The following is a 13,939-nucleotide window of genomic DNA, read 5'->3' as shown; positions in this document are numbered from 1 at the left end:
ACGCAGGCGTTTGGGTTTGGCTTTGCCCCGCCCCGTTTGCCGGCCCCCCACCCAGAAAACGTGACGGCGCAAGCGGGATCGGGGCGCGAGGGCAGAAGTTTGCGGCGAAGACGTACGTTTGCGCCCAGAGCGCAGGTTTGGAGCCGTGCAAAAGTATGCTCTCGCAGCAGACGTGCGCTCTCGGAGCAAAGCTGAGGTGTCGCGCCGCCCCGGGTTAGCGTTGGACAGATGGAGACGCCCGAAGCACGCGCCCGAACCGCAGCGGAGTCAGTCAAGGGTGCCTTCGGGCACGAGCTCCTCGGGCTGCGCGGGACGTGGCTCGCGTGGGTGTGGGCGCCGCACCCCCGGCCGCAGCTGCCCTGGAGCGAGTGGCACTACTGGTGGCAGGCCCACCTGCTCGACTGCCTCGTCGACGCCGCGCTCCGCGAAGCCCGCACCGGCGAGGCCGCCACGGAACCCGGCCCCCCGCCGTCGCTCGCGCTCGCCCAGCGCCATCTGAACGGGATCCGCCTGCGGAACTTCGGCCGGTTCCCCAACATGTTCTTCGACGACATGGCATGGCTCGCGCTGGCGTCGGCGAGAGCCCAAGAGCTGGCCCGGAAGCTCACCGGAAACGGCCTGCCACCGGCCGGCGACGCCGTGCAGGTCCTCGCGGAGAAGCTGAGGGCCGGCCACACCGACGACCTCGGCGGCGGCATGTTCTGGAACACCCGCCGGAAGTACAAGAACACCGCCACCACTGGCCCGGCCGCCCTGTTCTTCGCCCGGACGGGAGAGACCAACCGGGCCCAGGCGCTGGTCGACTGGCTCTACGAGAACCTCCAAGACCCCGAGTCAGGCCTGTTCCTCGACGGCCTGCACCTTGAGCCCCAAGGCGGGACGCGCCTCGACCGGGGGGTCTACGCGTACAACCAGGGCCCCCTCCTCGGGGCACTTCTGGAGCTCGGAGGAGGCAACCTTGGGCCGGCCAAGGAACTCGTCCACGCAATCGACGCGGGCCTCACGGACGGCCAAGGGCTGCTGAAGGCCCACGGCGGCGGAGACGGGGGGCTCTTCATGGGGATCCTCGGCCGTTATCTCGCCCTCGCGGCAGCCGACCAACGCCTGCCCGAGGGAACCAGGGCCGGGGCCCGTCGCCTGGTCGTCGATACGGCCGAGGCGCTCTGGCAGGGGCGGGACAAACGTGACAGCCACACGGTCTTCCCGGCCCACCCAGGCGAGGCCGCAACGTCGTCGTACCCGCCCGGGAGCCCCGTGGAGCTCTGCACCCAGCTCCAAGCCTGGATGCTCCTCGAGGCCGCAGCCGCCCTCGAAACAGAACGCAATTAGGAAACATGAAAATTGCGTAATTGATGTGATTTAGGTCACAATTAGGCCAGAATTGGCGCGCCCTTAGGTGTGGCTAACCTACAGTCGTTCTCGAAGGAAGCGAACGCCCACCGGCACCCAGCTTCCTTCCCCTCGACGTCGAATGCCTTCACCGCGCCCAATGAACGAAAGGACCTTCTGTGAAGATCCGCTCCCAGGCCCTCACCGGCATCGCGCTCGCCGCGGTCGCCGCTCTGGGCCTCACCGCGTGCGGCGGCGCCACGAGCTCCGGCTCGGCGTCCTCCGGCGCTTCCGGCTCAGGCTCCGGCGACACCATCACGGTCTACAACGCGCAGCACCAGGAACTCACGCAGGCGTGGGTCGACGCGTTCACGAAGCAGACCGGCATCAAGGTCAACCTCCGCAACGGCGACGACACCGAGATGGCCCAGCAGATCATCCAGGAAGGCAAGAACTCCCCCGCGGACGTCTTCCTGACCGAGAACTCCCCGGCGATGAGCGCGGTCGAGAACGCCGGGCTCTTCGGCGATCCCGGCACCGACGCGAAGAACAACGTCCCCGAGGCGTACCGCCCGTCGACGGGCAAGTGGGTCGGCATCGCGGCCCGCTCCACGGTCTTCGCCTACAACAAGGACAAGATCAAGGAGAGCGACCTCCCGAAGTCCCTCATGGACCTCTCCAAGCCGGAGTGGAAGGGCCGCTGGGCTGCCTCGCCCTCGGGCGCCGACTTCCAGGCGATCGTCTCCGCGATGCTCCAGCTCAAGGGCGAGAGTGCCACGCTCGACTGGCTCAAGGCCATGAAGGACAACTCGAAGGCCTACAAGGGCAACAGCACGGCCATGAAGGCGGTCAACGCCGGCGAGGTCGATGCGGCCGTCATCTACCACTACTACTGGTTCGGCGATCAGGCGAAGACCGGCGAGAACTCGAACAAGGTGGGCCTGTACTACTTCAAGAACCAGGATCCGGGCGCGTTCGTGTCCGTGTCGGGCGGCGGGGTGCTGGCCTCGAGCAAGCACCAGACCGCGGCCCAGAAGTTCCTCGCCTTCATCACGGGCCCTGACGGGCAGAAGGTGCTCCAGACGGGTTCCTCGTTCGAATACCCGGTCGGCTCCGGCGTCGCGGCGAACCCCAAGCTCACCCCGCTGCAGGACCTCCAGGCGCCCGCCGTGGACGCCGCGAAGCTCAACTCGCAGAAGGTCACCGACCTCATGACCCAGGCAGGACTGCTCTAACCCTTGCTCGAAGCACCAGCCAAGCCGGCACGCCGGTCACCCTCAGCGGGCGGAGGCCCCCTCCGCCCGCTGAGGGCTGTCCGCACCCTTCGTCGGGGCAGGACGGGGGCGCCGTGGACCGTCCTTGTCCTGAGCCTCGTGGTCGGGGCGATCTCGCTCGTCCCGATCGGCTTCGTGATCGCCATGACGATCGCGACCGGCTGGGACACCGCCGTCGCGCTCATCTTCCGCCCGCGGGTCCTCGAGCTGCTGGGCAACACGGTCTGGCTGGTGGTCATCACGGTGCCGCTCTGCCTCATGCTGGGGGTGGCGGGCGCATGGCTCGTCGAGCGCACCAGGCTGCGGGCCCACCGCGTGTGGGCCGTCCTCCTCGCCGCGCCGCTGGCCATCCCGGCGTTCGTGAACTCGTACGCGTGGGTGTCGGTGGTGCCGTCAATGTCCGGCCTCGGCTCCGGGGTCCTGCTCGCGACGCTCTCCTACTATCCGCTCGTCTACATCCCGGCGGCGGCCACGCTCTCGCGGCTCGACCCCGCGATCGAGCAGTCCGCGGCCTCGCTCGGGCTCGGCCCGTGGCGCGTGTTCTTCCGCGTGATCCTCCCGCAGCTCCGCATCGCCGTGGCCGGCGGCGGCCTCCTCGTGGGCCTTCACCTCCTGGCCGAATACGGCGCCTTCGCGATGATCCGCTTCGACACGTTCACCACGGCGATCATGGAGCAGTACCGCTCGACGTTCAACGGCGCAGCCGGCAACATGCTCGCGAGCGTCCTGGTGACGCTGTGCCTCGTCATGCTCGTTGTCGAGGCCCGCGCGCGCGGCAATGCGCGGTACGCGAAGCTCGGGTCCGGCGCCCAGGCCGCGCCGACGCGCCTCCCGCTCCGCGCGTGGCAGCTCCCAGCCCAGCTGGGCCTCGTAGCGCTTGCGGCTCTCGCGCTGGGCGTGCCGTGCTGGGTGATCGGGAGGTGGCTCGTGAGCGGCGGCGCTGACATCTGGGAGACCGCGGACCTCGCCACCGCGCTCGGCCAGACGCTGTGGCTCGGCCTCCTCGGCGCCATAGCGACGACGGCGGCGGCCTTCCCGCTCTCATGGCTCGCGGTGCGCTTCTCGGGCTGGCTGTCGAAGTCGCTCGAGCTCGCGAACTACGTGACGAGCTCGATGCCCGGGATCTTCCTCGCCCTCGCGTTCGTGACGGTGGCGTTGCGCATGGTCCCGGACATCTACCAGAGCACGCTCCTGCTCATCGTCGCGTACGTCCTGCTGTTCCTCCCGCGGGCGCTCGTGAGCCTCCGCGCGGGCCTCGCCCAAGCCCCGAAGGAGCTCGAAGAGGCGGCGCGCGCCCTCGGCCGGCGTCCCATGGCGGCGTTCTTCCGTGTGACCCTGCGGCTGGCCGCCCCCGCGGCGGCGGGCGGCGCCGCTCTGGTGTTCCTCGCCATCGTCAATGAGCTCACGGCGACGCTCCTGCTCGCGCCGACCGGGACGAACACGCTCGCGACCCAGTTCTGGGGCCTCTCGAGCGGGATCGACTACGCGGGCGCGGCCCCCTACGCGCTGCTCATGATCCTGCTCTCCGCGCCCATGACCTACCTTTTGTTCCAGCAGTCCAAGAAGGCGGCCGGCCAGTGACCGAACAGAGCCCCACCCCGACCTTTGCGTCCCGGCTCCCCGAGCCGCGGGTCGCGCCCTCGATCGCCGACACCGCGGACCATCACCTCGAGATCGAGGGCGTCACCAAGACGTTCGGCCGGGGCGGCGCCCGCGGCGGGAGGAACGAGGTGCTCAAGGGCATCAACCTGCACGTCGCACGCGGCGGGACCACGGCGATCGTGGGCCCCTCGGGGTCCGGCAAGACCACGCTGCTCCGGCTCATCGCGGGCTTCGAGTCCCCCGACGCGGGGCGGATCACGCTCGACGGCGAGGTCGTGGCCGGCGAGAGATGGGTCCCGGCGCACCGACGCAACATCGGCTACGTGGCCCAGGACGGCGCCCTGTTCCCGCACCTCTCCGTGGGACAGAACATTGCGTTCGGGCTCGACCACGGGAAATACCGGGGGCGCAAGGCGGTAGCGGCCCGCATCGAGGAGCTCCTCGAGATGGTCGCGCTCGACGGCTCCTACGCGAAGCGCCGCCCCCACGAGCTCTCGGGCGGCCAGCAGCAGCGCATCGCCCTCGCGCGGGCGATGGCGCGCGAGCCCGAGGTCATGCTGCTCGACGAGCCGTTCTCTGCGCTCGACGCCGGCCTCCGCGTGGCCACCCGGCGCGCCGTCTCGAAGGTGCTCGCCAAGGCGGGCGTCACCACGATCCTCGTGACCCATGACCAGGCCGAGGCACTCAGCTTCGCCGACCAGGTCGCCGTCATGCGCGGCGGCAAGCTTGCGCAGATCGGCAACCCGTTCGTCGTCTACACGCGCCCCGCGGACCGGGCGACCGCCGAATTCCTGGGCGACGCCGTCATCCTCGACGCGTGGCTCGAAGGCAGCCTCGCGATGTGCTCGCTTGGGCCCATCCCGGTGCGGCACCCCACCACTCAGGGCCACGTCCAGATCATGCTGCGGCCGGAGCAGGTGCGGATCGCGAGCGACTCCCCCATCCACGGGACCGTGCTGGACTGGGACTACTTCGGCCCCGAGTCGTCGGTGCGGATCAAGCTGGCCGACCGGCCTAGCGATCCCAAGGTCCCCGGCGGCGGTGAGGTCATCACGATCCGCCACTGGAACGCCGCGATGGCGCGGAAGGGCATGGACCTCGCGCTCAAGGTCATCGGCGAGGGCGTTGCGTTCCCGTTGGGCGAGCCCGCAGCGGGGCCGAGCCGGCTCGCCGAATAGGCTCACTGGATAGGCTTGCGCCGTGACTGACAACCGCTGGGTCCACAGCTCCGAGCTCACGCGCTACCGCCTCGCGCCCAACCCGGGCCCGATGAGCCTCGACGGGACCAACTCCTATGTGCTGGGCGCGCAGGGGCAGGCGGGGGCCGTCGTCGTGGACCCCGGGCCCCTCGACGCCACACACCTCCAGGAGCTCGCGGCCGCGGGCCAGATCGAGCTCGTGCTCATCACGCACCACCATCCCGACCACACCGAGGGCTCGGCGGAGTTCCATCGGCTCACGGGCGCACCGGTCCGCGCGCTCGACCCCGCTCTGTGCTTCGACGCGCCAGCGCTGGCCGACGGCGAGCTCATCGAGGCGGCCGGCGTGCGGATCGAGGTGCTCGCCACCCCCGGGCACACCGCGGATTCCGTGTCCCTCCATCTGGCGGACGACGACGGCGGGCGCGGCTCCGTCGTGACCGGCGACACGATCTTGGGCCGGGGAACGACCGTCATCTCCTACCCGGACGGCCGCTTGGGCGACTACCTCGCCTCCATGCGGCGGCTTGAGGAGCTGTGCCAGAAGACCGTCCTGCCCGCGCACGGCCCCGTGCTGCCGGACCTCGCCGCCGTCGCCCGCGCCTACATCGCGCACCGCGAGGAGCGCCTCGGCCAGATCCGCGCGGCGCTCGCGCGACTCGGCCAGGACGCGCCGGCAGGCGACGTGACAGACCTGGTGTATGCCGACGTCGACCCTTCGGTGCGGCGGGCCGCCGAACTCTCGGTGGCGGCGCAGCTCGACTACCTGCGCGGCTGGGTCTAGCCCACCTTCACCAGACGGAGAAGCGCGTGAACTCTCCGGTGGGCGGCCCGATGGTCGCCTCAACCCCGTCCACCCGCCCCGGCGTGTCGCCCGACTGGAGCCACTTCAGGAACTGCTCGACGTCGTCCAGGTTCCCCTCGGCCACGATCTCCACCGTTCCGTCAAGCCTGTTGCCAGCGCTCCCCACGAGCCCCAGACGGTCCGCCTCGCCGCGCGTCCAGTAGCGGAACCCAACGCCTTGGACCATGCCCTTCACGGTGGCGTGCAGGCGCGCTTCGGGAGATTCCATGGGAATCAGTGTGCTATTCCCAAGCCTTCCGGGGCTAGGGACGTCGCTTCTGCGGGTAGATCGTCTCCTGCCGCGCGAGCATGTCCACGTACTCCGCGATCTTCCGGGCCCGCGTCTCGGGCTTCTTGACGGTCCCGAGGCGGTAGATGATGGCGTAGCGGTTGACGGAGGTGAGCGCCTCGAACATCGCCTGCGCCTCCGGGTTCGCCGCGATCGCCCCGGCGAGGTCCTCCGGGACTTCCGCGGTCGCCTGGCCCGCGTAGGCCATTTCCCAGCGCCCGTCGGCCTTCGCGGACTCGACCACGGCGCGCCCCGCCTCGGTCATCAGGCCAGCCGCCTCGAGCCGCTCGACGTTGGCCACGTTGAGCTTGGACCACTTGCTCTTGGGTTCGCGCGGCGTGAAGCGCGTGACGTAGCTGCCCTCGTCGCGGCGGCCGATCTGGCCGTCCACCCACCCGAAGCACAGGGCGTGGTCGAGCGCCTGCTCGTAGGTGAGGCTGGTGACCGCCCCGCCCTTCTTGTGCTGCACGAGCCACACGCCGCGGCTCGTCGCGTGGTTCTCGGCGAGCCATGCGCGCCAGGCGTCGGCGTCTGGCAGCAGCAGTTCGGGAAGCTCGGGGGCCATGGGGTCAGCCTAAACTGAGTCCGTGCTCCGCGTCCGCCCCACGTTCTTCACATCCGACCTCGACTCCGCGCGACGGGTCCTCGAATCGTTGGGCCTCGTGGCGACCGAGGAGGGCGAGGGCTGGGCGATTCTCGACGCCGGGAGCGGCCGGGTGGAGCTCCGCCGGGTCGATGCGGGGCTGCCGGCGGACGGCACGGCCGAGTTCGCCGTCGAGATCCGCGACCCCGAGGAGTTCGCGCGCCGCACGCTCGAGGCGGGGGGCGCCGTCGTCGTCCTCGATGACGTGGTGACGATCGGCGGAGGCGACGGATTCGAATTCGTCGCCCACCCGACCGCCCACGCCGCGGTATGCGCCGACGCCGACCCGCGGATCACGGTGCGCGCCGTCTGGCTCACGCCCGATGCCGCAGCGGCGAGGAGGACGCTGGCGGCCATCGGCGCGAAGCCCGCGGAAAGCGACGACTTCCGCGCGAAGAACGGGGGCATCCTCAGCGTGCGCCCCGCCGACGCCGCCGATTCAGGCCCGCTGTGCTTCGAGTACGACGGCGATCTGGTGGCCGTGGCACAAAAGCTCACCCAGGCGGGGGCGCAAGTGACCGTCGGGCGGTCCCGCCTTGAGGTCGATGGCCCGGGCGTCGTCTTCACGGTCATGACTCCCAGCCTCCCGATGCTGTAGAAAGTTAGTCATGGCAGTTCGCACACCCGACCCCTATCCTGGCTGGCTCTCCCCGGAGGACCTCTACGAGGCCAGGAACCGACTGCCGATGCTCTACGTCGAGGCGGTCCCCGTGCGCCTCGACCCCCTCGGGTATGTCAACGAGGTCGGGCTGCTGCTGCAGGCCGACGACGAGGGCAACATGATGCGCACCCTCGTCTCAGGCCGAGTGCTCTACAAGGAGACCATCCGTGCGGCGCTCCTGCGCCACCTCGAGAAGGACCTCGGGCCCCTCGCGCTCCCCCAGCTTCCGGTGAGCCCAGTGCCATTCACCGTCGTCGAATACTTCCCCTCGCCGTCGCAGACGGGGTTCACGGACGAACGGCAGCACGCCGTCGCCCTCGCCTACGTGATCCCGGTGGCCGGCGAGTGCCAGCCCCGGCAGGACGCGCTCGAGCTCACGTGGATGTCGCCGGCGGACGTGCTCAGCGGACCGGTTCAGGCCGAATTCATGGGTGGTCGCGGCGAACTCGTGCGCCAGGCGCTCGCGTTCGCCGGGGTGGCCGGCTAGCTTTCCATCCGCCGCGCTCAGGCGCGCCTCGCCCCCGCCGTTACCGCATCTTTATAGACTGGGCGGCGGACCGACAGGGACTTGGAGGCCTGAATGCAGTTTCGCCGCGAATCCGAGCAGAGCGGGTCGAACCCCGCCGAGCACTTCCGAAGCATCGACGCCTCGGAGCTCAGCTCCGGGCACCGGTTGGTCCTGCCCGACGGCGAGACGACGGCGCACGTTGTTGAGGTGGACACCGTCCTCGACGACTACGACAACCCCGCGCTCTACTTCGCCGTGCTCGAGAACCACATGAACCTTCGGGTGGCGCATGGCACGTCGGTTCGGATCGTCGTGCCCCGCCCGACTCGGCCCGCCGACCTGCTCTTCGCAGGCCCGACGGCGGCGCCTACACCTGATCTCGAGGGCACGGGGCCCGATCTCGAGGGCACCGGGCCCGACCTCGACGGCACGGGGCCCGACCTCGGCGAGGAGCAGGGGGAGCCGGAGCGCTTGCCAGACCCGGAGCCCCCCGCGGAGCCGGTGTCGATCACGCTCGACACGGGGGACGTCGTCGTCGTCCCGGGGAAGGTGCGCGCAGCAAACCCCAACCCGCCGCGGTCCCAGCTCCGCCACATCCCGGCGCTCGAGGGCGAGCCGGAGGACCTCATCAGGCACATCGACGCCGTGCACCCAGGCCGCCACGCCGTGCACGAGCTCTCGGAGCGGCTGGTGAAGGGGATCAACCCCAAGTCGGGGGCGTGCCTCAAGGACCTGCGCGATCTTGCCTACGAGCTGTACGTGGGCCAGAACGATCCGGAGAACGCGCTCAAGATCGCGGACCTGCTCGCTGTGGTGCCGTTCGACGGCAACCCGGGCCGTTGGTCGTCCGTCGAGTCGGGGCTCGCGCTGGCTCACCATCTCGCCGGCGAGCGCAACGAGAAGGACCGCGCCGCGGCCTACTCGGTGCTCCTGCGCGCGCCGGAGACCGCCGAGAAGGACCCCTTCCGGGCCCGCATGGCGGCGCGCGTGCGGCAGCGCACGCTCAACGAGCCGGACTTCTACGACAAGGAGGTCGCCCGGGCGGCGGAGGCTCATGACGAGGCCGAGGAGCGCAACTGGCGCATCCTCCGCCTCGATACGCTCCTCCACCTACGCGCCCACGGCGGCTCGGAGGCGTTCGACGACGCCGAGCTCGACCGTCGGATCCAGATCGAGCTCGACGTCGTCAGGCGCTAGCCCCTCCGCAACCGATCACGCGACCGGCGACGGGCCGCCCGGCTCCACGAACCGCTGCGAGCGTTCGATCTGCGCGACCTTCGGGTCGGTCTCGTCGGCACCGTAGTCGGACGGCCGGGTCAGGTCTGCGCCCTGCGGTACCTTGAGTGCGCGGAACACGAGCGTGAGGACGACGGCGACAATCAGGTTGAGCACGAACGCGGACACCGCGATATACACGGTGATGTCCGTGCCGGGGATTGCCGCCGTGGACCCGCCGAAGTGGGCCTTCGTCACGGGGTTCACTACGCTGTACGCCGAGATGGTCCCGAAGATGATGCCCACGGCCCAGCCGATCAGCAGCGCCCAGCGGTCGAACCAGCGCGTGTACAGGCCCGCGACGACGGCCGGGAACGTCTGGAGGATCCAGATGCCGCCGAGGAGCTGCATGTTGATGGCTGTCGACTGGTCCATCGCGATGACGAAGATGAGCGCCCCGACCTTCACCACGAGCGAGACGATCTTCGAGACGTTCGCCTCAGTCTTGGCGTCGACGTCCGGCTTGAAGAAGTCCCGGTAGATGTTCCGCGTGAACATGTTCGCGGCCGCGATCGACATGATGGCCGCGGGGACCAGTGCGCCGATCGCGATGGCCGCGAGAGCGATGCCCGCGAACCATGCCGGGAAGTGGTCGATGAACAGCTGCGGGACCACGAGCTGCGGATTCGTGGAGCCGTCGAGGTCCGTCGGCTTCGTCCCGGCCTTGATCGCCACGAAGCCCAGCAACGCGAGGAAGCCCAGCATGAGCGAGTACAGCGGAAGAATCGCTGCGTTGCGCCGGATGGTGTTGCGGCTCTTCGAGGCAAGCACGCCCGTGACCGAGTGCGGGTACATGAACAGCGCCATGGCCGAACCGAGTGCGAGAGTCCAGTACGCGGAGTAGCTCGTGACGCCGGGGATGAACACGCCGGCCGGCTTCCCGGTCGCCTGGCTCACCGGGTTGAGCTTCGTCTGCGCGGCGCCGAAGATGGTGTCCCACCCGCCGAACTTGATGGGCAGGTAGATGACCGCCACGATCACCGCGAGATAGATCAGCAGATCCTTGACGACGGCGATCATCGCCGGGGCGCGGAGGCCCGACGTGTAGGTGTAGGCGGCCAGGACCACGAACGCGATGATGAGCGGGAGATCCGTCAGGAAGGCATTCTGCGAGCTTCCGAGCCCGAGTACGGTGAGGACCGCCTTGATGCCCACGAGCTGCAGGGCGATGTACGGCATGGTCGCGACGATGCCCGTCACCGCGACGGCGAGCGACAGCCACCGGCTGCCGTAGCGGCCGCCCACGAAGTCCGCGGACGTCACGTAGCCGTGCCGGTGGGAGACCGACCAGAGGCGGCTCATGATGATGAAGATGATCGGGTACAGCACGATCGTGTACGGCACGGCGAAGAAGCCGCTCACGGCGCCGGTGGCCCACATGGCTGCCGGGACCGCCACGAAGGTGTAAGCCGTGTAGAGGTCGCCGCCGAGGAGGAACCACGTGATCCAGGTGCCGAAGCCGCGTCCGCCGAGGCCCCACTCGTCGAGGCTGTGCAGCCCGGTCGATTCCTGATTCCGGCGCCATCTGGCCGCCATGAAACCCATGACGGCGACGATCACGAACAGCAGGATCACGATGATGAGGGCAACCCAGTTGATGTCCCTCATGGCCGCTCACCTCCCTCGTACCCAGCTGTGCCCACGCGAGCCTCCCTGCGCCGTCGTCGGTCTTCTGTGGTGACCAGCCAGTAGGCGATGCCGCTGAGGGCAGCGGAGATCGGCACCCACAGCAGCTGGTACCAATAGAAGAAGGGCATGCCGCCCAGCCGCGGGGCATCGAACGAGTACAGCTGCGGCACGAGCGGAAGCACAATCGCGGCCGCCAGCAGAATCCCTGCAATCACGTAGGGAGCAGGTCTGGCGGGAGCGCGTGTTGGGGTATCCCGCGTCAATCCGTTGGGTGGAACCGCCGGAATGGGGCGCTGGTCGGGCGCTGGACTGTCATGACCGGACATCAGGACCTCCTTGTCGAGCCGTCCCGGTGCCTGAGGGATACCCGAATCAGAAGGTCCCAAAAGCAGCAGGACGGAGGCGCAATTCTCGTCCCCCGCCGTCTTTGTACCGCAGATTGACTCAGTCCGAAAGGGGCTGAGACGCGAGGGACGCCTCGAGTTGCTTGAAGAGGATGGCTGGCCCGTTGGGGTTGGGGAGCTGGGTGTTGATGAGGATGGCCACAGTCGTGCCGCTGCTGGCCTGGTACATCGTCAGGGATTCGTAGCCCAGCCCAGTTCCCGTGTGGCCCCACCAGCCGTCGATCTCGCCGGCGGCGAGTCCGTAGGCATCGTAGTCCGGGCTTCCGGGGTCGTCGGCGTTCGGATTCGAGATGGCCGTGAGACGCTGCTGCTGGAGGTTGGCCGGCAGGAACTGCCCGGAGCCGAGGGCGGTGCCCCAGCGCAGCAGGTCGCCGATGTTCCCGAAGAGGCCCCCGGATGCGCCATAGAGGGACGGGCTCACCTGCGCCAGGCTTTCGAGACCCGCGTCCGATACCTCATAGGGAGTCGCCGCATCCGTCGCCGAGTAGGCGACCGAGCCCAAGCCGAGCTGCGAAATGATGCGCTGCTGGACCTCTTGGTCCCAGGCCTGCCCGGTCACAGCTTGGATGACCTTCCCGAGAAGCACGAAATTGGTGTTGCTGTACTCGTATTGGCTGCCCGGGTCAAAATCGAGGGGCTGGGCAAACGCATAGCCGAGCAGCTGGTCGTCGGTGAAGGATCCCGTGTAGTCGGTGTTGAGCCCGTCCGAGAACCCCTGGGTGCCGGAGAACTCGGGCAGGCCGGTCCTCATTTCGAGGGCCATGCGGACGGTTATGGCGTCACCCCCTTGAACCTGGGCGACCACGGGGACGTAGCGCGAGATGGGATCGTCGAGGCTCAGCTTCCCTTCCGCTACGAGCTGGAGGACCACCGTCCCCACGAAGCTCTTCGTGATGCTCCGGTAGGCGGAACGGGTGTCCGTGGACCACGGAACGCCCTCAGCGGCATCCCCCAGGGTCGTGACGTACCTCGCGTTTCCCCTCGACACCGCGACGGCGATGCCGGCTGCACCTTGATCGGAGAGGAACTGCGAGACGATTCCGGTGATGTCCGAGGACAAGGGCTGCCATGAACTGTCTGATGTCGCCCCCGGCGTGGGGGTCTTTGCGGGGACCGGCGTGGCGGCGGTCGGAGGCGGGGAGGGCTGCCGGGCGTGCGAGGGAGCGCTCACGGCGCCCGCTCGTGTGTTCGCATTCGCGAGGCCAGCCGTTCCGACGACCACCACGAGCCCCGCCACGGCGATCGCGGCAATTCCCAGCCGTCGTCGCCTGCGTGGTGGTCGTGCGTGCCTCATGCCGATGAGGGTATGGGCGGACCCTGTGCCGGGACTGTGCAGGAGTTGAGGTGCGGCAGACTAGAGGGGTGCCCAACACCCACCCTCGCCAATCCGAATTCTCCTTCCGCGTCGACACCCGTCTGGGTTCGACCCTGGGCAGGACGGGCACGATCACGACGCCCCACGGCGAAATCAGGACCCCGGCGTTCATCGCCGTCGGCACGAAGGCGACCGTCAAGGCGCTGCTCCCCGAGTCCGTGCGCGACCTTGGGGCTCAGGCGGTCCTCGCGAACGCCTACCACCTGTACCTCCAGCCCGGACCGGAGATCCTCGACGAGGCGGGCGGTCTGGGGAGGTTCATGAACTGGTCGGGCCCCACCTTCACGGATTCGGGTGGCTTCCAGGTGATGAGCCTTGGCTCGGGCTTCAAGAAGGTCATCGACATGCAGGGCGTGAGCAGCCACGAGCACGGCGACGATGCGGTCGCACCGGGCAAGGAGCGCCTCGCCCACGTCGACGAGGACGGCGTGTGGTTCAAGAGTCACCTCACCGGTGACAAGCACCGTTTTTCCCCTGAGATCTCCATGAATGTGCAGCATCAGATCGGCGCCGACATCATGTTCGCGTTCGACGAGCTGACCACCCTCCAGAACTCCCGCGCCTATCAGGAGGAGTCGCTCGAGCGGACGCGCCGTTGGGCGGAGCGCTGCGTGGCCGAGCACTTCCGGCTCACGGAGGAGCGCTCGCATCGGCCGTATCAGGCGCTGTTCGGCGTGATCCAGGGCGCCCAGTACGAGGATCTGCGCCGGAAGGCGTGCCGGGATCTGGGTGCCATGCCGTTCGACGGCTTCGGCATTGGCGGCGCCCTAGAGAAGGAGAATCTGGGCACCATTGTGGGCTGGTGCTCGGAGGAACTGCCCGAGGACAAGCCCCGCCACCTGCTCGGCATCTCCGAGCCCGACGACATCTTCGCCGCCATCGAGGCCGGCGCCGACACCTTCGACTG

General features: G+C 69.0%; 14 protein-coding genes. 9 read left to right on the top strand and 5 right to left on the bottom strand.

Features of this window, described 5'->3' with window-relative positions; translation table 11 throughout:
- The first annotated feature begins 228 nt into the window (after positions 1–228).
- The 5 genes from ACTHL9_RS08155 to ACTHL9_RS08135 all read left to right on the top strand — a co-directional run bounded on the left by ACTHL9_RS08155 (position 229) and on the right by ACTHL9_RS08135 (position 6,188).
- Entirely contained in the window at positions 229–1,329 is a 1,101-nt protein-coding gene (locus ACTHL9_RS08155; protein ID WP_440518349.1) for a glycoside hydrolase family 76 protein, read from the top strand.
- A 179-nt stretch (positions 1,330–1,508) separates the two neighbouring features.
- Positions 1,509–2,564, top strand: a complete 1,056-nt coding sequence (locus ACTHL9_RS08150) for an iron ABC transporter substrate-binding protein (protein WP_440518348.1) — start codon at positions 1,509–1,511, stop codon at positions 2,562–2,564.
- Between the two features lie 183 nt (positions 2,565–2,747).
- Positions 2,748–4,184, top strand: a complete 1,437-nt coding sequence (locus tag ACTHL9_RS08145) for an ABC transporter permease (RefSeq protein WP_440518350.1) — start codon at positions 2,748–2,750, stop codon at positions 4,182–4,184.
- Positions 4,181–5,383, top strand: a complete 1,203-nt coding sequence (locus ACTHL9_RS08140) for an ABC transporter ATP-binding protein (RefSeq protein ID WP_440518347.1) — start codon at positions 4,181–4,183, stop codon at positions 5,381–5,383. Before ACTHL9_RS08145 ends, ACTHL9_RS08140 begins: the two co-directional genes overlap by 4 nt.
- 22 nt (positions 5,384–5,405) lie before the next feature.
- Entirely contained in the window at positions 5,406–6,188 is a 783-nt protein-coding gene (locus tag ACTHL9_RS08135) for an MBL fold metallo-hydrolase (RefSeq protein ID WP_440518346.1), read from the top strand.
- 7 nt (positions 6,189–6,195) lie between these two features.
- On the opposite strand, the gene ACTHL9_RS08130 is transcribed toward ACTHL9_RS08135, so the two are convergent.
- Together ACTHL9_RS08130 and ACTHL9_RS08125 are read right to left on the bottom strand one after the other, a co-directional pair.
- Positions 6,196–6,477 (bottom strand): acylphosphatase, encoded by a 282-nt coding sequence (locus ACTHL9_RS08130; protein ID WP_440518345.1) that lies wholly within the window; start codon positions 6,475–6,477, stop codon positions 6,196–6,198.
- A gap of 34 nt (positions 6,478–6,511) precedes the next feature.
- Positions 6,512–7,102 carry a YdeI/OmpD-associated family protein gene (locus tag ACTHL9_RS08125; protein WP_440518344.1) on the bottom strand — a complete coding sequence of 197 codons (591 nt, stop codon included), beginning with the start codon at positions 7,100–7,102 and terminating at the stop codon, positions 6,512–6,514.
- Positions 7,103–7,124: 22 nt separating this feature from the next.
- Here ACTHL9_RS08125 and ACTHL9_RS08120 point away from each other — a divergent pair, with 22 nt between their 5' ends.
- The 3 genes from ACTHL9_RS08120 (at position 7,125) to ACTHL9_RS08110 (ending at position 9,546) form a co-directional block, all read left to right on the top strand.
- Entirely contained in the window at positions 7,125–7,778 is a 654-nt protein-coding gene (locus ACTHL9_RS08120; protein WP_440518343.1) for a VOC family protein, read from the top strand.
- A gap of 10 nt (positions 7,779–7,788) precedes the next feature.
- Positions 7,789–8,328, top strand: a complete 540-nt coding sequence (locus ACTHL9_RS08115) for an NUDIX hydrolase family protein (RefSeq protein ID WP_138416533.1) — start codon at positions 7,789–7,791, stop codon at positions 8,326–8,328.
- Between the two features lie 93 nt (positions 8,329–8,421).
- The gene (locus ACTHL9_RS08110) at positions 8,422–9,546 is read left to right on the top strand and encodes a DUF6707 family protein (RefSeq protein WP_440518342.1); all 1,125 of its coding nucleotides are present in this window, start codon (positions 8,422–8,424) and stop codon (positions 9,544–9,546) included.
- Positions 9,547–9,561: 15 nt separating this feature from the next.
- Here the strand turns inward: ACTHL9_RS08110 and mctP are convergent, their stop codons facing one another.
- From mctP to ACTHL9_RS08095, 3 genes are all read right to left on the bottom strand, one after another.
- Complete coding sequence (gene mctP, locus ACTHL9_RS08105; RefSeq protein WP_440518341.1) at positions 9,562–11,232, bottom strand: monocarboxylate uptake permease MctP; 1,671 nt, start codon at positions 11,230–11,232, stop codon at positions 9,562–9,564.
- Positions 11,229–11,468, bottom strand: coding sequence for a DUF3311 domain-containing protein (locus ACTHL9_RS08100; RefSeq protein ID WP_440518340.1), 240 nt, complete (start codon positions 11,466–11,468; stop codon positions 11,229–11,231). The genes mctP and ACTHL9_RS08100 overlap by 4 nt, the downstream gene beginning before the upstream one ends.
- Before the next feature lie 229 nt (positions 11,469–11,697).
- On the bottom strand, positions 11,698–12,951 hold the full coding sequence (locus tag ACTHL9_RS08095; protein ID WP_440518339.1) for a serine hydrolase domain-containing protein: 1,254 nt from the start codon (positions 12,949–12,951) through the stop codon (positions 11,698–11,700).
- 68 nt (positions 12,952–13,019) lie between these two features.
- Between ACTHL9_RS08095 and ACTHL9_RS08090 the strand changes: the two genes are divergently transcribed.
- Positions 13,020–13,939 (top strand): tRNA guanosine(34) transglycosylase Tgt (locus ACTHL9_RS08090; protein WP_440518338.1); only part of this gene is annotated, 920 nt, incomplete at its 3' end.

Origin of the sequence: Sinomonas sp., assembly GCF_051955515.1 — a bacterium.
Taxonomy (GTDB): domain Bacteria; phylum Actinomycetota; class Actinomycetes; order Actinomycetales; family Micrococcaceae; genus Sinomonas.
This window is presented reverse-complemented; position numbering and strand designations above follow the sequence as displayed.

Coding starts and splice junctions, on each gene's coding strand:
- ACTHL9_RS08155 (WP_440518349.1), top strand. CDS start 229: ATGGAGACGCCCGAAGCACGCGCCCGAACCGCAGCGGAGTCAGTCAAG.
- ACTHL9_RS08145 (WP_440518350.1), top strand. CDS start 2,748: ATGACGATCGCGACCGGCTGGGACACCGCCGTCGCGCTCATCTTCCGC.
- ACTHL9_RS08130 (WP_440518345.1), bottom strand. CDS start 6,477: ATGGAATCTCCCGAAGCGCGCCTGCACGCCACCGTGAAGGGCATGGTC.
- ACTHL9_RS08125 (WP_440518344.1), bottom strand. CDS start 7,102: ATGGCCCCCGAGCTTCCCGAACTGCTGCTGCCAGACGCCGACGCCTGG.
- ACTHL9_RS08115 (WP_138416533.1), top strand. CDS start 7,789: ATGGCAGTTCGCACACCCGACCCCTATCCTGGCTGGCTCTCCCCGGAG.
- ACTHL9_RS08110 (WP_440518342.1), top strand. CDS start 8,422: ATGCAGTTTCGCCGCGAATCCGAGCAGAGCGGGTCGAACCCCGCCGAG.
- mctP (WP_440518341.1), bottom strand. CDS start 11,232: ATGAGGGACATCAACTGGGTTGCCCTCATCATCGTGATCCTGCTGTTC.
- ACTHL9_RS08095 (WP_440518339.1), bottom strand. CDS start 12,951: ATGAGGCACGCACGACCACCACGCAGGCGACGACGGCTGGGAATTGCC.